Source organism: Streptomyces pallidus (ex Mingjun et al. 2026), from assembly GCF_051550185.1.
Lineage (GTDB): Bacteria > Actinomycetota > Actinomycetes > Streptomycetales > Streptomycetaceae > Streptomyces.
The window spans coordinates 4,077,782-4,097,486 of record NZ_CP196181.1 but is presented as its reverse complement, the minus strand read 5'-3'; the positions used below and the strand labels follow the sequence as shown (position 1 = coordinate 4,097,486).

The following is a 19,705-nucleotide window of genomic DNA, read 5'->3' as shown; positions in this document are numbered from 1 at the left end:
GAGATGTCAGGAGACGGCCGGAACGTTCGTTCGGTTCAGGCCACGAAATGGCCAACTACCGCCCGTGGGGCCGTTCGTCCGCTCCTCCCGCCCCTCACCATTCCTTCCCTCATCCGGTCACCAGCACGCCCGCGTACGAGACGCCGGCCACCACCACCCACGCACCGAGCCCCAACAGGGCGGCCCGGCCGCCGGTCCGGGCCATGGAGCGGAGGTCCACCGCACTGCCGAGCCCGAACAGGGCGGCGGCCAAGAGCAGTTCCTGCACGGTGTGCGCCCACTCCAGGGCCGTCGCGGGCAGCACACCGGTGGCGCGCAGGGCGGCCGCCGCGAGGAAACCGGCCACGAACAGCGGCACGGGAGCCGGGCGGCGCCCTGAGGACGTCCGCTCACCCCGGCGCCGGGCCCGCAGCGTGAAGGCCACGGCTGCCACCAGCGGAGCCAGCAGCGCGACGCGCATCAGCTTCACCACGACCGCTTCCCCGAGCGCGCCGGGGCCGGCGGTCTGGGCGGTGGCCACCACCTGACCGACATCGTGGACGCTTGCGCCGACCCACCGTCCGAAGGCCACGTCGGAGAGCCCGAGCGGGTCCTGGAGCAGCGGGAGCACGGCGATGGCCAGCGTGCCGCACAGGGTCACCAGTGCGGCCGAAGCGGCCGCATCCTCCTCGTCGCTGCCGGACACCTGGCTCACCGCGCCGATCGCCGAGGCCCCGCAGATCGAATAGCCGGTGGCGATCAGCAGCGGCTGGTCGCCCGGCAACCCGAGCCGTCGGCCCAGCCAGAGCGTGCCGAAGAAGGTGGCCACCACCACGCCCGCCACCATGGCCACGGTCGCCCAGCCCAGACCGAGCACCTGGTCCAGCCCCAGACCGAGGCCGAGCAGGACGATGCCGATCCGCATCAGCCGCCGGCCGGCCAGTGACAGGCCGGGGCGGGCGACTCCGCGTACGACACCCCGCAGCCCGGGAAGGTGGGCCGCGGCGATGCCGAGTACCACCGACGCCGTCAGCATCGGGATCCCCGGCACCAGCCGGTGCACACCCCACGCCACGGCGACGCCGGCGGCCGCCAGCCCCAAGCCCGGCCAGGACGAGAATGTTTCACGTGAAACCCGGCCGGCCGGCGCGCGGCCGCTGGCGTCACCGCCACCGCCACTGCCGTTGCCGCTGCCGCTGCCCGCCGCGCGTACCGGGCGGTTGAGCAGCGCCATCAGTCGGAGGGAAGCGTGTAGACGCGGCGCACGCTGCTGCCCAGGCGGACGACATCGGCTCCGTAGATGTGGATCGATACCGCCTTGCTGGCACAGGAGTTGCGCACCTTGTGGATGTCGCCGGGCGGGGCGAAACCGCAGACGTCGCCGACGCCGTTGACCACGGCCTCGGTGGCCACCAGCCGGGCGCCCGAGGTCGTCGTGGCGGGCGCGAGCCGGTAACGGAGCTCGCTCTCCTCGCCCTGGTGCACCCCCGCCACGCACCATGAGACGTGGTCGTGGATGGCGGTCTCCTGACCGGGCAGCCACACCAGCGCCACCACCGAGAAGCTGCCGTCCGGCTCGGCGTGCAGGACATGCTGCCGGTACCGCTCGGAGCTGCCCTCGCACTGCTCGGGCATCAGCAGGTCGGACGCGCCCAGGTGCGGGGCGAGTCGCTCGCCGACGAGGTAGGCGGTCAGGTCCGGGGCCAGTCCCCGGTCCACGACCGTGCGGATCTCCTGGACGAGGGCGGCCATCCTCGTGGTGGTGCGGGCCGGCGTCGTGGTGGTCATAGGGGCAGCGTCGAGCAGCTCACCCATCACGTCCAACGACAGTTTCCACCTGAAATCGCAAGCACAGCTTATGGATTGCTCGGAGAGAGCGAAGGGGTCAGCACCCGACGCGGTTCGAGGCCACCTGCTTGAGCGCGTCCAGAACCACGGCCGTCGCCGGTATCCGCAGATGGTCGCGGTACACGTACGCGGAGATGTGCCGGCGGGCGTCCGGCTGGAGCGGCCGCCCGCAGACCCGGCTCAGGGAGAGCGACGGCAGAACCAGCGCGGGCATCATCGCCACGCCGAGCCCCTGCCCCACCATGCTCTGCACCACCAGGTTGTCGTCCGAGGCGAACCGGATGTCGGGGACGAAGCCCAGCTCGGCGCACTCGTGCAGCAGGTTGGCCCGACAGCGCGGGCAGCCCGCGATCCACCGCTCCTCCGCGAGGTCGGCCAGGTGCACGGCCCGCCGCCGCGCCAGCTGGTGCCCGGTCGGGAGCAGGACGGTGAGCTGGTCCTCCAGCAGCCTGACCTCGACGACCTCCTCGGGAACCTCCTCGTGCAGCCCGGGGTAGGTGAAAGCCAGGGTGATGTCACACTCCCCGCGCTCCAGCCGGAGCAGCGACTCCGGCGGCTCCCCGTCCAGCAGCTCGACCTGGATGCCGGGATGGTCCTTGGCGAGGTTGCTGAGGGCCTCGGGAACGAGGGTGGCGTTGGCGCTGGGGAAGCCACACAGGCGTACCCGGCCGGTGCGCAGGCGGGCGTGCGCCTTCATCTGGGCCTCGGCGGCGCAGAGGCTGCCGAGGATGGACTCCGCGTGCCGGGCCAGGGACTTCCCCGCCTCGGTGAGCTGCATCCGGCGGCCGACGCGGGTGAACAGCGGGGTGCCGACGGAGCGTTCGAGCGCCTTCATCTGCTGGGTGATCGCGGGCTGCGTGTACCCGAGGGCGCGCGCGGCCGCCGAGTAGGAACCAGAGGCCACGACTTCGTGGAACGTACGTATGTGCCGCGAATCGAACACACCGGAAGCATAAGCGGACGTTGGGAGGGGCCGTAGGCGTAATTCCGCCCACGGCCCCTCGCCATCCGGCCACGGGTTCCGGCCGCTGCCGGCCGTGGCCGCCGGTCGCTACTTGTCGCCGACGCGCGAACCGAGCGTGATGTCCACGGTGGTCGGCTTGCCGTCGCGCAGGTACGTCAGCTTCACCACGTCGCCCGGCTTGTGCGTCCAGATCTCGCTGATGAGCGTCGGGCCGCTGTCGATCGGCCGGTCGCCGAAGCGGGTGATGACGTCACCCGGCTTGAGGCCGGCCTTGCCCGCGGGGCCGTTGGGGTCGACCAGCTCGTCGGCGGGCGCGCCCTGCTCGGAGATCTTGGCGCCGTCGGTCTTGGACTGGAGGTCCACGGAGACGGAGATGACCGGGTAGACCGGCTTGCCGGTCTTGATCAGCGACTCGGCGACGTTCTTGGCCTGGTTGACCGGAATGGCGAAGCCGAGGCCGATCGAACCGGCCTGGCCGCCGCTGAAGCCGCCACCGCCGGCGGACTGGATGGCGGAGTTGATGCCGATGACCGCGCCGCGGCCGTCGAGCAGCGGACCGCCGGAGTTGCCCGGGTTGATCGAGGCGTCCGTCTGCAGGGCGCTCATGTACGAGTTCTTGCTGCCGGAGCCGTCGCCGGAGGCCACCGGGCGGTCCTTGGCGCTGACGATGCCGGTGGTGACCGTGTTGGACAGGCCGAAGGGGGCGCCGATCGCGATGGTCGGGTCTCCGACGGCGACCTTGTCGGAGTCGCCGAGCGGGAGCGGCTTGAGACCGGACGGCGGGTTCTTCAGCTTGATCACTGCCACGTCGTAGCCCTGGGCCCGGCCCACGACCTCGGCGTCGTACTTCCTGCCGTCGGAGAAGGTCGCGGAGAGCTTGCCGCCGTTCGCCGCAGAGGCCACCACGTGGTTGTTGGTGAGGATGTGGCCCTGCTGGTCGTAGACGAAGCCGGTGCCGGTGCCGCCCTCGCCGTCGCCGGCGGAGGCCTGGATGGTCACGACGCTGGGCAGCGCTCCTGCGGCCAGGCCCGCGACGGAGCCGGGCTCGCGCTTGAGGTCCTTCGGGGTGTTGCCGGCGGTGATCGTCGTCGAGCCGAAGCCGTCGCCCTTGCGCTCGGCAGCCCAGTAGCCCAGCCCACCGCCGACGCCGCCCGCGAGCAGGGCCGCCACGAGGACCGCGGCGATCAGGCCGCCCCGCCCCTTCGGCTTGGCCGGGGGGACGCCGTCGGCCAGGGGGGCGCCCCAGCCGGTGCCGGGGCCGTGGCCGCCGCCGCCGCCCGCGTAGACCGGGACCGCAGGCGGCGCGGGAGGCCAGCCCTCGGCACCGTACGCGGTGTGCGGAGCGGCGGGCTGCGCGTACGCCGGGACCGGAGCCTGGTGCGGGGCGGGCGGCATCTGCTGGGTGGGCTCGGTGCCGGGCGCGGGCGCCGGCGGGAGCTGCTGGGTCACGGGCTCGGCGGGGGCGGCGCCGGGCACCGCGGCCGGAGGGGCCTGCTCCGCAGCGGCCGGGGCGGACGCCGGGACCGGAGGGACGACGGCCATCGGAGCCTCGCCGGCGGATGTCCCGGTCGGAGCCGGAGCGGGGGCCGGAGCGGGCGCGGCCGCAGGCTGCTCCGGAGCGGGAGCGGCCGGCGGGCGTGCCGAAGGGGCCGCGGAGGGCATCGGGGCCGCGGTTCCCTCGTTATCGGTGCTCACAGCGCTCTCTCCTCGTCACACACGGCTTCACACATTTGACGTTTCGGCCCGACTGAACGTTCGACGTGCCGTACAAGTTCCTGGGAAAAGCGTTCCCTATCACCTGTCAGAGCACTGTAAGCCGGACCTGTGCGTCTCCCCCATCCTTTATATCTGGCATTTCGGTCACACCTAGGGGTCGAAGGCCCCCATCCGGAGCCCTCTCGGTGGCACCATGACCCGGTGACGCACGTAACGCCGCCCCTCATCCAGGTCGTCGCCCACCGCGGCGCCTCGGAGGACGCCCCCGAGCACACGCTGGCCGCCTACCGCAGGGCCATCGAGGACGGCGCGGACGCCCTGGAGTGCGACGTCCGGCTCACCGCCGACGGGCACCTCGTGCTGGTCCACGACCGCCGGGTCAACCGCACCTCCAACGGCCGCGGCGCCGTATCCGCCCTGGAACTGGCCGATCTCGCCGCCCTCGACTTCGGCTCGTGGAAGGACCGCGAGGAATCCCCCGACTGGGACGCCGATCCCGAGCGGACCTCGGTCCTCACCCTGGAGCGACTGCTGGAACTGGTCTCCGACGCCGGACGCCACATACCGCTCGCGATCGAGACGAAGCACCCGACCCGTTGGGCCGGACAGGTGGAGGAGCGCCTCCTCTTCCTCCTCAAGCGGTTCGGCCTGGACACCCCGCCCGCCGGGGGCCCGCACCCGGTCCGCGTCATGAGCTTCTCCGCCCGTTCCCTGCACCGGGTGCACGCCGCGGCGCCGACGATCCCGACCGTCTACCTGATGCAGTTCGTCTCGCCCCGGATGCGGGACGGACGGCTCCCCGCCGGCGTGCAGATCGCCGGCCCGGGCATGCGGATCGCTCGCAACAACCCCGGCTACATCCGCAGGCTGCAGGACGTGGGCCACTCCGTACACGTGTGGACCGTGAACGAGCCCGACGACGTTCAGCTCTGCGCTGATCTGGGCGTGGAAGCGATCATCACGAACAGACCGCGACAGGTTCTGTCACAACTGGGCCGCTGACGTCCCGTTTTGCCCACCCACCCCGACCGCCCCTTCGGTGACAGGGTGTGCCCCGGCGCATCCGCTCCGCGACTGGTGGTCATGATGCGTCAGAGGGCCCCGCCCTGTCGGTTTCCGGTCCAGGCCATTGGGGCATTCAGACCATGGCGTGGGACTAAGGAGGTTCCGGGGGTGGCGTTGGTGGTGGCACAAGAAGTGCCCACGTCGTCGTGCATGGACGTACGCCATGGTCCTGCGGGCGTAGGCGAGGCGAGACACCGGATGCGCGAACAGCTGCGCCTCAGCGGGGTGTCCGAATCGGTCGTGGACGACGCCGTACTGATCCTTTCCGAACTGCTCAGCAACGCCTGCCGGCACGGCAGACCGCTGGGCGCGGGGGACGGGGAGATCGGCGACGGGGAGATACGCGCCGCGTGGCGCATCGACAGCACGGGGCGGCTGACGGTCGAGGTCACGGACGGGGGCGGTCCCACGCGTCCGCTTCCGGCCACGCCTTCGGTCACCGCGCACGGCGGCCGGGGGCTGAACATCATCAGCGCCCTCGCACAGGACTGGGGAGTCCGGGACGGAGCGGCAGGTGAGGTCACCGTCTGGGTGATCGTCGCGTGCGGACCCCGTCACGCCGATTTCGCTACGCGCGTTGCGCCCCCCGTCCTCGACTTCAGCGCCGCCTTCGACGATCTGGCCCCCTGACCGGCTCACCGAACGGATCACCGAACGGCCTCCTGACCGGATCCGCGACCGGATCCCCGACAGCGTCACCCGCATCAACGGCCATCAGCACAGCGGCCGTACGAGCGGCAGACCAGCGGCCGACCGGGAGCGCACGCCGACCGTGCTCCCGGCCGCACCCCACCGGTTGCGGCGGTCGGAACGGCTAGGCTCACGCCGAACGCAACAGCCGCACCGCCGCAACCGGGAGACACCCACGATGGCCAAGAAGCGCCCCGCAGCCAAGACTGCAAAGCCGCAGCTCCAGAACGGGGAGATCCCGGTGGTGGGCGCGCGCGAGCCGTGCCCCTGCGGGTCCGGGCGCCGCTACAAGGCCTGCCACGGGGCGGCCGCCGCTCACGCCGCCACCGCGCACGTGCAGCGCCCCTTCGAGGGCCTGCCCGGCGAATGCGACTGGGTGGCGCTGCGCGAGCTCGTGCCCGCCGCCACCATCCCGCTGTCACTCAAGGGCGGCCTGCCCAAGGGCGTTCCCTCCGTCACCCTGGTGACCGTGCTCCCCATGGCCTGGCCGGCCCTGCGCCGCGAGGACGGCTCGGTCCTGCTCGCCCTGCAGAACGACTCGACCACCGGCGACCTCGCCCGGGACATGGCCGACACCCTGGAGCGCGCTCTCGCCACGGAGCCGGGCAACCCGGTGCCGGGCCGCCGGGTTCCCGCCGAGGGCCCCCGACTTCAGGATCTCCTGGACACCGACGGCGTTTTCGAGCCTGTTGTGCACAGGGGCTTCGAATTCTGGATTCCGGATGCGGAGACCGCCCAGAACGCCTCCCCGGAGATCGCTGCCTCGCTGGAGCGCGCCAACGCCGCCGCCATCCCGACGGTCAAGCTGGCGAGCGTCGAAGCGGCCTACTGGTGCGAGACCCCGGACAAGAACCACCTGCGCTGGGTCATGCCGCACCCCGAGGAGAAGCTGCTCGACGCCCTGGCCCGGCTGCACGCGGCCGGCACCTCCTCGCTCGGCGAGGGCACCCGGCTCGTCGGCTCCTTCCGGGCGCACGGCCTGATGGTCCCGGTCTGGGACCTGCCCACCGGCATGACCGCGGACGACGTGGAGAAGCCTGCCGCCGAGTTCGCAGAGCGCCTGGCCACGGCGCTGGCCTCGGACGCGCCGCTGACCGCGGAGGAGCGCCGGGCACGCGGCGGGCTCACCAACCGCCAGATCACGCTCAGCTGATCGCCCCGGCGCCCGCAGGAGCGGTGACCGCGGTCACAACTCCCGCTAATCGTCGGCAAATCGGTGTCTGAATATCAGAGATCGAATTTGCGAACAGGCGATCTCTTGTTACCGTTCTTGTAGCCCGGTCGCTGGTGCATCCCCCGTCGCCAGCGACCGGGCCCTTCCATTTCTGGGGACTCAACCCCCGTCCGCTGCCGCCGAGTTGCTCCCGGACCGCAGCAGCAGCCGCCCTTCATCACCCGGAACTGCAAACTCCGCAACGGCCGAGTAGTCGTCCCGCGCGCCGGCGGAGGCCTCCCGCGGCGTCTCGCACAGCCCGGGCTCGTCCCCCGCCCCGACCGTGCAGCGGATCTGCACCGTCCGCCCGGCGGGTCCCATCATCGTCAGTACGGCGTCCAGTGCGCGGCCACCGGTGTTGTGGAAGTAGCTCCGGCCCCAGGTCTGCCCCTCGGCGGTCATGACGCAGGTCTGCGCCTCCAGCCCCCGGGGCGAGGAGAGTTCGGGACCGCACCGGGAGTCCGTGCGGGGCTGCTCGGACGGACCGGGCCGAGCCGAGCCGCTCCGAGCGGGCACCGTGCCCGCCGCGCCGCCCGGCGCTCCCGCCCCTGCGGCACCCTTCTGCTGTCCGGGCGCAGCCGGCGGTACCGGCGCGCGGGAGGGGTCCGACGGATCGGCAAAGCCGAGGGCGGAGAGCAACCCGCCGCCTTTTTCGTCGTCCGGACCGGCAAAATCCGGTCCGGCGATCGCTCCGGCCAGCGGGAGCGACAAGATGACCAGCACACCGGCGCCGATACCGGCCAAGCGGAGATTCATTCGGCGAACATAGCGACGCCGGAATGGGCCGCGGAGATCCCCGCGCCCAATTCCCTGGGAAACTCGTCGCACGGGCACCCGTACGAGTGAAGGCGTACGGGTGAAGGGCAGGCACCCAGATGCCGACGCCTGCCCTGGATCGTCAGTACGCGAGCCGGCTCCCGCCCCCGGAGGCCCCGCTGCTCGCCTCGACCAGCGCGTCCACCACGGTCTCGACCTCCGGCAGCCACGGGCTCCCCGCGTCCGCGGGCTCCCGCTCCCACCTCACCTGCCCGCCGCTGCAGGCGGGGGAAGGCGGGAGCAGCAGGTATCCGCCCTCGCCGTGGAAGCGCAGTGCGGAGGGGACGTGGTCCTTGGCGTAGAGGAGTTCGCCGAGCCGTTCCAGCGAGTACGGCGCCACCAGCAGTGACCAGCGCGTGGGGCTGGCCACGATCGGGCCGAGCCGCATGCCCTGCGCCTCCAGCCGTACGACCGCCCGCGCGGCAGCGGCTGCGGGCAGGCTCACGGCGCACGGCGCGGAGCCCCCCGTGGCGAGGAGGACGGGGGCGGCGGGCCGGCGGGTCCACCACCAGGCCACCATCCGGGGGTCGGTCGTGGCCGCGAGCAGTCCGGGGTCGAAGGGGTGCGCGCCGGGGACGGGGCAGTCGGGGTCGGGGCAGGCGCAGCCGTCGGCGACGCCGGTTCCGCAGCGGCCGATGCCGGGCAGGACGGGCCACCGACGCCCGGCGGCGCAGGCCAGCGCCGCATCGCGCAGCGCCGTACCGGGCAGCGCCGTCTCGGGGAGGGTCGCGTCAGGGGTCACCGCGCCGAGGAGCACCGTTTCAGGGGTCGCCGTTTCGGGGGCCGTCGTGTCGGGAAATGCCTGGTCGCCGCTCTGGGCCGGGGCGGGCCGGAGGGTTTTCAGACGGTTGCGGAGCCGCTGGAGACGCCTTCCGAGGATCTCGCGCATGAGCGCTCGTTCCTTTCCTTGAACGTCGAGGGCCACATCACACCATGTAAGCGGTGCCTCACCACACGTACACGTTTCGCGTCACTGTCCGCCAGAAGCAGGTTCACACGGTTCGTGCAGTTTTCTTACGGGGCCATGAAACGTCCGGCGGGGCGGAACGCGACCCGCGCCGGTACCGAGACCGGCTGCCGCCGCTAAGGACGACGGCCCCTGCCGGGCGGTTCCCGGCGGATGCCGGGCTGCGCCAACCACCCCCGGGCATCACTGACTACGTACCCGAGGCCACTCCGGCGCCCGCTCAGTCGATCGCAAAAACCGTCCGCTTCCCACTTTTTCCAGCCAAGTTCTAGCCTTGACTGGACCGTGAGTTGCCGCCTCACGGACACCAGGATTCCCAGCAGGACAATGCTGGACATCGATCCTCGTGTGCGTGTAGATGTGGATTCATTGATGGCGGCGCAGCACGATCTGGGGGTTTGCGATGCTATATGGCGAATCGCACCAGGTGGAAAGGCGGACGCCATGAGCGCGTCGCATCTGCCGAAAGTGGCTGGAATCGATCCAGCAGTTGCGGCGGTCCCGCACACTTCAGCGCCCACACCCGTCCTGGCCGCCTCCGTACCTGCCGCGGCCCCCGCCCCGAACACGCTGGTCCAGGACCGCCTCGCCGGCATGGTCTCCGATCTGACCACCCTCCACGAACTCACCGAACGCCTCGCGCGCGCCAGCGATCTGGACTCCTCCCTCCAGGAGTTCCTGCGCGCCGGAGCCGCCCTCGTCGGCGCCCGCCGCGGCCTGATCGTCCTGGAGCCCTCCGACGGACTCGGCCCCGCGAGCACCACCGGCCTCGGCCTCGGCCGTGCCGACCTCGGGCACATCGAGACCGTCCCGCGCGCCGCGACCTCGTACGGCCGCATCCTCGACGGACTCCCCGGCGCGCACGGCGGCTCAGAGGTGCTCCCGGAACCCGACGCCGCCCCCGGCATCGGCGGATACGGGACCCCGGTCGACCCCCGGCACCGCGAGGTCGCCGCCCGGCTCGGCTACGCCGCCAGCTACACCCTGCCGCTGACCGCCGAGGCGACCGGCCGGCTCGGCGCAGCCGTCTGGCTGTACGACGAGCAGGCCGAGCCAAGCGACCGCCAGCGAGACATCGTCGGCCTCTACGTCCGCCACGCCGCCGAGCACCTGGCCCGGATGCTCGAAGTGGAACGGTCCCGCAGCCGCCTCGCCACGATCGCCGAGGAGCTGCTGCCCAGCCGGCTCCCGCGGATCCCCGGCGTCCAACTCGCCGCCCGCCACCACACCGGGCCGTACGGCGGTGGCGACTGGTACGACGCGCTCCCACTGCCGGAGGGCGCCCTCGGACTGGCCGTCGGCTCCGTCACCGGGGGCGGTCCCAGCGCCGTCGCCGCCATGGGGCGGCTACGGGCCTCGCTGCGGGCGTACGCCGTGATGGAGGGCGAGGACCCGGTCGCTGTCCTGTCCGACCTCGAACTGCTGCTCCGGCTCACCGAGCCGGCGCGCTGCGCGACCGCTCTCTTCGCCTACTGCGAGCCCGCCCGCCGCAAGATCGTCCTGGCGGGTGCGGGGCACACCCCGCCGCTGCTCGTCGGGGAGCGGCGCACGGAGTACGTGGAGACCTCGCTCTCCGCGCCGCTCGGGATGCTCTCCTGCTGGGAGGCGCCCAGCGTGGAGGTCGAACCCGCACGAGGAGAAACGGTGCTGCTGTACACGGACGGGCTCCTGCGGCGCACCGGCGACCCGATGGACCGGGCCTACGCCAGGCTGCACGCCGCCGCGGCCGCCGCCCCGCGCGGGGTCCGCGAGGACCCGGCGGCACTCTGCGACCACGTGCTGCACGCGGTGCTGCCCGAGGGGGACCCGGCGCTGGGCGGCCCGGCCGCCGCTCCGGAGGACCTGATCCTGCTCGCTGCCCGTTTTGACTGATTTATCACAGCTGTCCCCCGGCGTCTTCCCCTCGCACATACGATGGACGAGGTCCCTACCCGGTCCTGTCGTAGCTGTCGTAGCTGAGGAGAAGACGTGGCTGACGAGCTCACCCCGGAGACCCCGGAAGAAGAGCAGCCCAAGAAGACGCACAAGCAGCGCAAGAACGGTCTGTACCCGGGCGTCAGCGACGAACTCGCCGAGAACATGCGCACCGGCTGGGCCGACACCGAGCTCCACGGCCTGGAGCCCATCGCGCAGGCCGCGCACACCGCGGCCCGCCGCGAGGCGCTGTCCGCGCGCTTCCCGGGCGAGCGCCTCGTCGTGCCCGCCGGCCGTCTGAAGACCCGCTCGAACGACACCGAGTACCCCTTCCGCGCCGCAACCGAGTACGCGTACCTCACCGGCGACCAGACCGAGAACGGCGTCCTCGTCCTGGAGCCGGTGGGCGAGAACGGCCACACGGCCACCATGTACCTGCTGCCCCGCTCCAACCGTGAGAACGGCGAGTTCTGGCTCTCCGGCCAGGGCGAGCTGTGGGTCGGCCGCCGCCACTCCCTCGCCGAGGCCGAGCAGCTCCTGGGCGTCCCGGTCAAGGACGTCCGCGAGCTCCCCGACGCCCTCGCCGAGGCCGCCGGCCCGGTGCGCGTCGTGCGCGGTCACGACTCCGTCATCGAGAAGGCCCTGACCGACAAGGTCACCGCCGAGCGCGACGAGGAACTGCGGGTCTACCTGTCCGAGGCCCGCGTGGTGAAGGACGCGTTCGAGATCGGCGAGCTGCAGAAGGCCGTCGACTCCACCGTCCGCGGGTTCGAGGACGTCGTGAAGGTCCTCGACAAGGCCGAGGCCACCTCCGAGCGCTACATCGAGGGCACCTTCTTCCTGCGCGCCCGGGTCGAGGGCAACGACGTCGGCTACGGCTCCATCTGCGCCGCCGGCCCGCACGCCTGCACCCTGCACTGGGTCCGCAACGACGGCCCCGTCCGCTCCGGTGACCTGCTCCTGCTCGACGCCGGCGTGGAGACCCACTCCCTCTACACCGCCGACGTCACCCGCACACTGCCGATCAGCGGTACGTACACCGACATCCAGCGCAAGGTCTACGACGCGGTGTACGAGGCCCAGGAAGCCGGCATCGCCGCGGTCAAGCCGGGCGCGAAGTTCCGCGACTTCCACGACGCCGCCCAGCACGTGCTGGCCGAGAAGCTCGTCGAGTGGGGCCTGCTGGAAGGCCCGGTCGAGCGCGTCCTGGAGCTGGGCCTGCAGCGCCGCTGGACCCTGCACGGCACCGGCCACATGCTCGGCATGGACGTCCACGACTGCGCCGCCGCGCGCACCGAGGCGTACGTCGACGGCACGCTGGAGCCGGGCGTGTGCCTGACCGTCGAGCCCGGTCTGTACTTCCAGGCCGACGACCTGACCGTACCCGAGGAGTACCGCGGCATCGGTGTGCGCATCGAGGACGACATCCTGGTCACCGAGGACGGCAACCGGAACCTGTCGGCCGGCCTGCCCCGCGCCTCGGCCGACGTCGAGGCCTGGATGGCCGGCCTGAAGGGCTGACGACCGGCGCACCCCACGCCCTGGACGGGCGGGAGCCCCTCGCGCACCAGCGCGGGGATCCCGCCCGTCGGCACATCACGACGCCTGGAGCAGGGCCGCGCCCTCGCGCCACTTCAGGATCTTGTCGAAGCTCACCACCGCGCCGCTGCCCGGCCGATTGCGGAACCGGACGTGGTCGGCGAGCTCCTCGATCAGCCACAGGCCGCGGCCGCTCTCGCACTCCGCCGGCGCCGGCCCCGGATCCCCCGGGAATGCCACGGGCCCCGGGGCCTCGGGGAATCCCGGGCCCGAATCCGTCACCTCGATGCGGCAGCAGTCCCCGTCCAGGTACGCCGTGATGCGGTAGGCCCCGCACGCCTCCGCCGCCGGTCCCCCGTCGCGGCCGACGGCCGGCACGGGCCCGCCGTGCTCCACCGCGTTCGCGCACGCCTCGCTCAGGGCCACCGACAGGTCGAAGGAGATGTCCGGATCCACCCCCGCGGTCTCCATCGTCCTCAGCAGCAATCGCCTGGCGAGCGGCACGCTCGCGGCTTCGCGCCTCAACTGGAGAGACCACCAGATGCTCATACGGTTACCTATTGCCGCCACCGGTGCACCGTAAGCACCCGGCAGCCCGTACAGCCCTCATTCGGCCGATGCGGCACGCCGGGACCGACGTGTATGGCGGTGCGATGGACGCATGAGATGAACGGGTCGCAGAGCGGGCACTCGCGACCTTCCGGACCTGCCGTATGCGCGGTACGGGCGCAGTGCGATGATGACCCGGCCATGACTGATCCCCAAGCGACGCCTGCCGGAGTCGGCCTCCGGCTGACCCGGGCCGTGGTGTTCACCGCGCTCTGCGTCGTGCTGTCCGCCGCCGGGCACGCGCTGGGGTCCTGCGCCACCGTGCCCTGGTGGGCTCTGGTCATCGCCTTCGTGGCCGTGTTCGCCGTCGCTGCCCCGCTCGCGGGACGACGCCGTTCGCTGCCCGGCCTGGCCGCCGGGCTCGCCGCCGGCCAGCTGGGGCTGCACGAGGTGTTCGGCATCGCCCAGCACCGTGCCGCCGTCGCCGAGGCGCGCAGCGCCTCCGACACCTCGCTCTCGGAACTCGCCGCTCAGCTGGTGTGCGGCGGCAGCTCCGTCCCGCCCGGGCCGGCGGACGCCCGGCGGATCCTGGAGGCCGCCGGGCTGGACCCGGACGCCCTCGCGGTCCAGGCCGAGGCACAGGCCCACGCCGGCCACGCCCACCTGGCCGGGGCCGCCGCCGAGCCGGCCACCGGCCTGCTCAGTCCCGGCATGTTCGCCGGCCACCTGCTGGCCGCCTTCGCCGCGGCCTGGCTGCTCGGGCGCGGCGACGCCGCCCTGTTCCGGCTCGCCGAGCTGTCCCGCAGCTCCGCCGAGGCCGGCCCGGTGCGCCCGCTGCGCGCCGCGCTGTCCTTCGTACGGGCGCTCCGCGTCGGTCTCGCACTCACCCCCGCGGGCGGGCCGCGGCTCCGGCGTACCGCCTCCGAGCCCGCGGCGCCCACGGGCCGGGAAGCACTCCAGCACACGGTGATCAGGCGCGGGCCGCCCATGGCACTCGCCCTCGCAGCCTGACGCGACACCCTCCCCCGGAGCTCGAGCACCTGGGCGACGGTGCCGCGGAACCGCGCGCACCCGCGCGCGCAGCCACCGTCCCCCTGCCCCTGTGGAGTGTTTCCGTCATGAAGACCTCGCGCGTCTCCCTCGTCGCCGCCCTCGCCGCCGGCGCCGTCCTCGCCCTGTCCGGTACGGCCTTCGCGCACGTCAGCGTCCAGCCCGGCGAAGCGGCGAAGGGCGGCTACGCCACCCTCGACTTCAAGGTGCCGAACGAGCGCGACAACGCCTCGACCACGCAGCTGGAGGTCAACTTCCCGGCCGACCAGCCGCTGACGTCCGTCATGCCGCAGGACGTCCCGGGCTGGACCGTGACGGTCGAGAAGACCAAGCTCGACAAGCCGCTCACCGTGCACGGCAGGCAGATCAACGAGGCCGTCACCAAGGTCACCTGGACCGGCGGCAAGATCGAGCCCGGCAAGTTCCAGCAGTTCCCCGTCTCCGTCGGCAAGCTGCCGGAGAACGCCGACCGGATGGTCTTCAAGGCGATCCAGACGTACGACAACAACGAGGTCGTCCGCTGGATCGAGGAGCCCAAGGAGGGCGCGGCCGAGCCGCAGACCCCGGCTCCCGTCCTGAAGCTGACCGCGGCCAAGGCCGCCGACGCCCACCACGACGACGCCAAGAAGCCCGCCGACGCCGCGCACTCCGGCGAGGACGGCCACACGGAGGCGGCCGGCGGAAGCGGCTCGGACACGACCGCGCGCGCCCTCGGCGTCGCCGGCATCGTCGTCGGCCTCGCCGGTGTCGCGTTCGGCATCTCCTCGCGCCGCCGCGCCTCCTGACCCGACGCCCTCCAGGGGCGTATCCACACCTCACCGCATCCGCGCGGCCGGACCCTCGTCCGGCGGCGCGTCAGCGACCCACCCGATTCCAGGGACAACACGCCATGCGCACCACACGTGTGACGGTCGCCGCCCTCGTGGCGGCGGCCGCCCTCGCCCTCACCGCCTGCGGCGGTGGGACCCCCGCGAAGACCGACGGGGTCACGCAGATCACCGGCCAGTCCAAGGCCGGGGCCGCAACGGTCCTCGACCGCCCCTTCGACAAGCCGGAGCTCGTCCTCACGGACACCGGCGGCAAGCCGTGGAACCTGCGCGAGCAGACCCAGGGCAAGCCGACCCTCATCTACTTCGGCTACACCAACTGCCCCGACGTGTGCCCGCTGACGATGAGCAACATCGCCGTCGCCAAGAAGGCGCTTCCGAAGGCCGACCAGGAGAACCTCCGGGTCGTCTTCGTGACCACCGACCCCGAACGGGACACTCCCGAATCCCTCGGCGCGTGGCTCAGGGCCCAGGACCCGTCCTTCACCGGACTGACCGGGGACTTCGCCACCATCCAGGCCGCCGCGCGCCAGCTCGGCATCGGCATCGACCCCGCCAAGAAGGAGGCCGACGGCAGCGTCGTCTCCATGCACGGCGCCCAGGTCATCGCGTTCTCCCCCAAGTCGAACGAGGGCTACCTCCTCTACGGCGAGAACACGACCGTCGACACCTACACCAAGGACCTGCCGAAGATCATCAAGGGAGAGAACCCGTGACCGCCCGCACCACCACCCGCGTCCTCGCCGCCGCCCTCTCCCTGGCCGCGGCGCTGGCCATATCCGGGTGCTCCTCCGACCCGGACGCCGCCGGCAAGCCGAAGATGACGGTCAGCGGCGCGTTCATGCCCGAACCGGTCAACGACAAGATGGCCGGCGCCTTCATGGTCATCAAGAACGACTCCGAGACCGCCGACAAGCTCACGGCCGTCACCGGTCCGCTCTCGGACGACATGCAGATCCACGAGACCAAGGACCAGAAGATGCAGCAGGTCCCGGCCATGGAGGTGCCTGCGAACGGCGAGCTCAAGCTGGAGCGCGGCGGCAACCACATCATGCTCATGGGGCTCAAGGACAAGCCGAAGGTCGGTGACAAGGTCACCATCGAGCTGCGTTTCGAGAAGGCCGACCCGGTCAAGGTCGAACTGGACGTGAAGGAACGGACGTACCAGGCCCAGCACACCGCCTCCCACTGACGCACTGACGGACCGAGGGACTGACACGCCATGACGGCCACCGCCCCCGCCCCCTCCACGGCCCGCGACCGGGCCGCAGCACTGCTGCCCCGGCTCGCCCTGGTCCTCGCAGCCCTGCTGGCGACCCTGTTCACCGCGGCCGCTCCGGCCACGGCACACGCCGCACTCACCGCGAGCGACCCCAAGGACGGGGCGGTGGTCGCCACGGCTCCCGCCCAGGTCACCCTCTCCTTCTCGGAGCAGGTCGCCATGGGCGACGACTCGATCCGCGTCCTGGACCCGCAGGGCAAGCGCGTGGACACCGGCGAACTGCGCGACATGTGCAGCGGATCCACCGTCCGCTACGGCACCGCCCTGCACTCCGGCCTGCCCGACGGCACCTACACCGTCGCCTGGCAGGCCGTCTCCGCCGACAGCCACCCCATCTCGGGAGCCTTCACCTTTTCCGTCGGCGCCCCGTCGGCCACCAGCGTCATCCTGCCCGACCGGCAGGCGGGCGGCGGTCCCGTCGGCGTCGCGTACGGCATCGCCCGGTACGCCGCCTACGCGGGCTTCACGCTGCTGGTGGGCGGCTGCGCCTTCGTCCTGACCTGCTGGCGGCGGGGGTCCGCGCAGCGACCGCTCCAGAAGCTCGTCCTGCGGTCCTGGGTGACGCTCACCGCGGCCACTCTGGTGATGCTGGTGCTCCGCAACCCGTACACCGGATCCGGGGAGTTCGCCGAGGCCTTCGACCTGGGCGGTCTCAAGGCCGTGCTGGAGACCAAGACCGGCGCCGCACTCGTGTCACGGCTGCTGCTGCTCGGTGCCGCCGCGCTCTTCATCGCCGTGCTCTTCGGTGCGTACGCGCGACGGCAGACCGGGACTCACGGGGCCACGGGGGCCGACGGCGCCAAGGGCACTGACCGGGACGGCGGCACTGACGGGGGCGACGGCGCCGCCGAGAAGGACACCGCCGACCTCTTCTTCGGCCTCTGCCTCGGCGGCGGCGTGGTCGCCGCCGGCATCGCCGCGACGTGGGCCCTGGCCGAGCACGCGTCCACCGGCATCCAGCCCGGCATCGCCATGCCCGTCGACATCCTGCACCTGCTGGCCGCAGCGGCCTGGCTCGGCGGACTGGCGGCCCTGCTCGTCGCGCTCCACACGGTTCCCGGCATCGAGCGCGACGCCGTCCGGCGCTTCTCGCGGTTGGCGTTCGCCGCGGTCCTGGTCCTCACCGTCACGGGCGTCTACCAGTCCTGGCGCCAGCTCGGCAGCTGGTCGGCCCTCACCGGGACCGCGTACGGACGGCTGTTGCTGCTGAAGGTCGGGCTCGTCGCCGCCCTCGTCGGCATCGCCTACGTCTCCCGGGGCTGGACCGCGCGGCTGGCGGAGGAACCCACCGGAGAGCCGACCGAGGCCGGTAGGGCGAGCGGTGTTTCACGTGAAACGTCGAAGGCCGTCGCCGAGCAACCGGCGGATCCCGGGGCTTCTGCCAAGACCACTGAGGCCGCCGAGGACCCGCGGCGCGCCGTGCAGCTCGCCCGGCAGCGTGCGGCCGTGCAGAACGCCCGCGCGCGGCAGGCGCGCGACGCGGACCCGAACCGGGCCGGCCTGCGCCGCTCGGTGCTCGCCGAGGCGAGCGTGGCCGTGGTGCTCCTCGCCGTGACCACCCTGTTGACCAGCACCGAGCCCGGACGGGCCGCCGCTCAGGAGACGGGTCGTGGGGCGGGCGCCGCCACGGCGGTACCCGACCGGGCCGTCAAGATCACCCTGCCGTTCGACACGGGCGGCTCCCACGGCAAGGGCTCCGCCCGGCTCCAGCTCGACCCGGGCCGGGTCGGCGCCAATACCCTCCACCTCTGGGTCGAGTCCCCCGACGGCGCCCCTCTCGACATCCCCGAGATCAAGGTCGCCTTCACCCTGCCCGTCAAGGACATCGGCCCCCTCCCGCTCGTTCCCGAGCGCGCGGCCGCCGGACACTGGAGTGCCTCCGGCGTCCAGCTGCCGCTCGCCGGGGACTGGCGCATCGACGTGACCGTCCGCACCTCCGAGATCGACCAGACCACCGTGCAGAAGACCGTGAAGATCGGCTGACCAGCGTGACCGAGAGCAACCCCGACATCGCAATCTCCCGCCGCAAGCTGCTGGGCACCGTCGGTGCCGCGGGCGCCGCCGGACTGGCCCTCGGCGGCGCCAGCGGGGCGCTCGTCCAGTCCGCCCTGGCCGACGGGCCCTCCGGAGCGGCCGGCGCACCCGGCGGCGCCGGACTGTCCTCGGTGGGCGCCACCCAGGTCGCGTTCCAGGGCGAACACCAGGCCGGCATCACGACGCCGCTCCAGGCCAAGGGCCACGTGCTCGCCTTCGACCTGGCTCCCGGCGCCGGCCGCAAGGAGGCCGCCGCCCTGATGCGCCGCTGGTCGGACACCGCCCGCCGGCTCATGGCGGGGGAGACCGCGCCGACGGCGGACACAGGCATCGCCCTCGACGCCGGGCCGTCCTCCCTGACGGTGACCTTCGGCTTCGGCCACTCCTTCTTCGAGCGCACCGGGCTGGCCGACCGCCGCCCCACCGCCCTGGACCCGCTGCCCGAGTTCTCCTCCGACCGGCTCGATCCGCAGCGCAGCAACGGTGACCTGTGGGTGCAGATCGGCGCCGACGACGGCCTCGTCGCCTTCCACGCGCTGCGCTCCCTCCAGAAGGACGCCGGTGAGGCGGCCCGCGTGCGCTGGCAGATGAACGGCTTCAACCGCTCTCCCGGCGCCACGGCCACCCCGATGACCGCCCGCAACCTGATGGGCCAGGTCGACGGCACCAACAACCCGAAGCCCTCGCAGCCCGACTTCGACAAGCGGATCTTCGTGCCCGCCGCCGGACCCGGGCCCGCCGAGCACGCATGGATGGGCGGGGGCTCTTACGCCGTCGTCCGGCGCATCCGGATGCTCCTGGACGAGTGGGACAAGCGGTCCCTCTCCCAGCAGGAGCAGGTCATAGGCCGGACCAAGGCCACGGGCGCGCCGCTCACGGGCGGCACGGAGACCAGCCGGATGGAGCTCGACAAACTCGGCGCGGACGGCAAGCCCGTCATCCCCGCCAACGCCCACGCCCGGATCTCCGCCCCCGAGCAGAACGGCGGGGCCGCAATGCTGCGGCGCCCGTTCTCCTTCCACGACGGGATCTCCGCCGACGGCGCGCCGGACGCCGGACTGCTGTTCATCTGCTGGCAGGCCGATCCGCTGCGCGGTTTCGTGCCCGTACAGCGCAAGCTCGACCGGGGGGACGCGCTGTCGGAGTTCCTCCGGCACGAGTCCAGCGGCCTGTACGCCGTGCCGCCGGGGCCGCGCGACGGGGAGTACGTGGGGCAGCGTCTGCTCGAAGGGTGAACAGCCCCCCTCCCGGC

At 72.5% G+C, this 19,705-nt stretch carries 18 protein-coding genes; 11 read left to right on the top strand and 7 right to left on the bottom strand.

The window, feature by feature from the left end; translation table 11 throughout:
* Positions 1-109: 109 nt before the first annotated feature.
* From ACSHWO_RS17990 to ACSHWO_RS17975, 4 genes are all read right to left on the bottom strand, one after another.
* Complete coding sequence (locus tag ACSHWO_RS17990) at positions 110-1,213, bottom strand: YeiH family protein (protein ID WP_438313091.1); 1,104 nt, start codon at positions 1,211-1,213, stop codon at positions 110-112.
* Positions 1,213-1,767, bottom strand: a complete 555-nt coding sequence (locus tag ACSHWO_RS17985; protein ID WP_438313089.1) for a cysteine dioxygenase — start codon at positions 1,765-1,767, stop codon at positions 1,213-1,215. The genes ACSHWO_RS17990 and ACSHWO_RS17985 overlap by 1 nt, the downstream gene beginning before the upstream one ends.
* A gap of 97 nt (positions 1,768-1,864) precedes the next feature.
* Entirely contained in the window at positions 1,865-2,770 is a 906-nt protein-coding gene (locus ACSHWO_RS17980) for a LysR substrate-binding domain-containing protein (RefSeq protein ID WP_361098732.1), read from the bottom strand.
* A gap of 108 nt (positions 2,771-2,878) precedes the next feature.
* On the bottom strand, positions 2,879-4,453 hold the full coding sequence (locus tag ACSHWO_RS17975) for a S1C family serine protease (protein WP_438319143.1): 1,575 nt from the start codon (positions 4,451-4,453) through the stop codon (positions 2,879-2,881).
* Positions 4,454-4,708: 255 nt separating this feature from the next.
* On the opposite strand from ACSHWO_RS17975, the gene ACSHWO_RS17970 reads away from it, so the two are divergent.
* The 3 genes from ACSHWO_RS17970 (at position 4,709) to ACSHWO_RS17960 (ending at position 7,415) form a co-directional block, all read left to right on the top strand.
* The gene (locus tag ACSHWO_RS17970) at positions 4,709-5,509 is read left to right on the top strand and encodes a glycerophosphodiester phosphodiesterase (RefSeq protein ID WP_438313087.1); all 801 of its coding nucleotides are present in this window, start codon (positions 4,709-4,711) and stop codon (positions 5,507-5,509) included.
* 84 nt (positions 5,510-5,593) lie between these two features.
* Positions 5,594-6,202, top strand: coding sequence for an ATP-binding protein (locus tag ACSHWO_RS17965; protein ID WP_438319141.1), 609 nt, complete (start codon positions 5,594-5,596; stop codon positions 6,200-6,202).
* A gap of 238 nt (positions 6,203-6,440) precedes the next feature.
* Positions 6,441-7,415, top strand: a complete 975-nt coding sequence (locus ACSHWO_RS17960; RefSeq protein ID WP_438313085.1) for a DUF5926 family protein — start codon at positions 6,441-6,443, stop codon at positions 7,413-7,415.
* Positions 7,416-7,595: 180 nt separating this feature from the next.
* Here ACSHWO_RS17960 and ACSHWO_RS17955 read toward each other — a convergent pair whose 3' ends face one another.
* Together ACSHWO_RS17955 and ACSHWO_RS17950 are read right to left on the bottom strand one after the other, a co-directional pair.
* Positions 7,596-8,231 (bottom strand): hypothetical protein, encoded by a 636-nt coding sequence (locus tag ACSHWO_RS17955; RefSeq protein WP_438313083.1) that lies wholly within the window; start codon positions 8,229-8,231, stop codon positions 7,596-7,598.
* 142 nt (positions 8,232-8,373) lie between these two features.
* Positions 8,374-9,180, bottom strand: coding sequence for a bifunctional DNA primase/polymerase (locus tag ACSHWO_RS17950; RefSeq protein WP_438313081.1), 807 nt, complete (start codon positions 9,178-9,180; stop codon positions 8,374-8,376).
* Positions 9,181-9,585: 405 nt separating this feature from the next.
* Here ACSHWO_RS17950 and ACSHWO_RS17945 point away from each other — a divergent pair, with 405 nt between their 5' ends.
* Together ACSHWO_RS17945 and ACSHWO_RS17940 are read left to right on the top strand one after the other, a co-directional pair.
* Positions 9,586-11,130: a PP2C family protein-serine/threonine phosphatase gene (locus ACSHWO_RS17945; RefSeq protein ID WP_438313079.1), complete on the top strand. Its 1,545-nt coding sequence runs from the start codon at positions 9,586-9,588 to the stop codon at positions 11,128-11,130.
* Positions 11,131-11,226: 96 nt separating this feature from the next.
* Positions 11,227-12,693, top strand: a complete 1,467-nt coding sequence (locus ACSHWO_RS17940) for an aminopeptidase P family protein (protein ID WP_361098708.1) — start codon at positions 11,227-11,229, stop codon at positions 12,691-12,693.
* A 75-nt stretch (positions 12,694-12,768) separates the two neighbouring features.
* Here ACSHWO_RS17940 and ACSHWO_RS17935 read toward each other — a convergent pair whose 3' ends face one another.
* Complete coding sequence (locus tag ACSHWO_RS17935; protein ID WP_438313077.1) at positions 12,769-13,260, bottom strand: ATP-binding protein; 492 nt, start codon at positions 13,258-13,260, stop codon at positions 12,769-12,771.
* 201 nt (positions 13,261-13,461) lie between these two features.
* On the opposite strand from ACSHWO_RS17935, the gene ACSHWO_RS17930 reads away from it, so the two are divergent.
* The 6 genes from ACSHWO_RS17930 (at position 13,462) to efeB (ending at position 19,688) form a co-directional block, all read left to right on the top strand.
* The gene (locus ACSHWO_RS17930) at positions 13,462-14,271 is read left to right on the top strand and encodes a hypothetical protein (protein ID WP_438313075.1); all 810 of its coding nucleotides are present in this window, start codon (positions 13,462-13,464) and stop codon (positions 14,269-14,271) included.
* Positions 14,272-14,378: 107 nt separating this feature from the next.
* Positions 14,379-15,095, top strand: coding sequence for a YcnI family copper-binding membrane protein (locus ACSHWO_RS17925; protein WP_438313073.1), 717 nt, complete (start codon positions 14,379-14,381; stop codon positions 15,093-15,095).
* 104 nt (positions 15,096-15,199) lie between these two features.
* Positions 15,200-15,853, top strand: coding sequence for an SCO family protein (locus ACSHWO_RS17920; protein ID WP_438313071.1), 654 nt, complete (start codon positions 15,200-15,202; stop codon positions 15,851-15,853).
* Positions 15,850-16,329, top strand: coding sequence for a copper chaperone PCu(A)C (locus ACSHWO_RS17915; protein ID WP_438313069.1), 480 nt, complete (start codon positions 15,850-15,852; stop codon positions 16,327-16,329). The genes ACSHWO_RS17920 and ACSHWO_RS17915 overlap by 4 nt, the downstream gene beginning before the upstream one ends.
* Positions 16,330-16,359: 30 nt before the next feature.
* Positions 16,360-18,402 (top strand): copper resistance CopC/CopD family protein, encoded by a 2,043-nt coding sequence (locus ACSHWO_RS17910; RefSeq protein ID WP_438313067.1) that lies wholly within the window; start codon positions 16,360-16,362, stop codon positions 18,400-18,402.
* Positions 18,399-19,688 (top strand): iron uptake transporter deferrochelatase/peroxidase subunit, encoded by a 1,290-nt coding sequence (efeB, locus tag ACSHWO_RS17905; RefSeq protein ID WP_438319139.1) that lies wholly within the window; start codon positions 18,399-18,401, stop codon positions 19,686-19,688. The genes ACSHWO_RS17910 and efeB overlap by 4 nt, the downstream gene beginning before the upstream one ends.
* Positions 19,689-19,705: the final 17 nt, after the last annotated feature.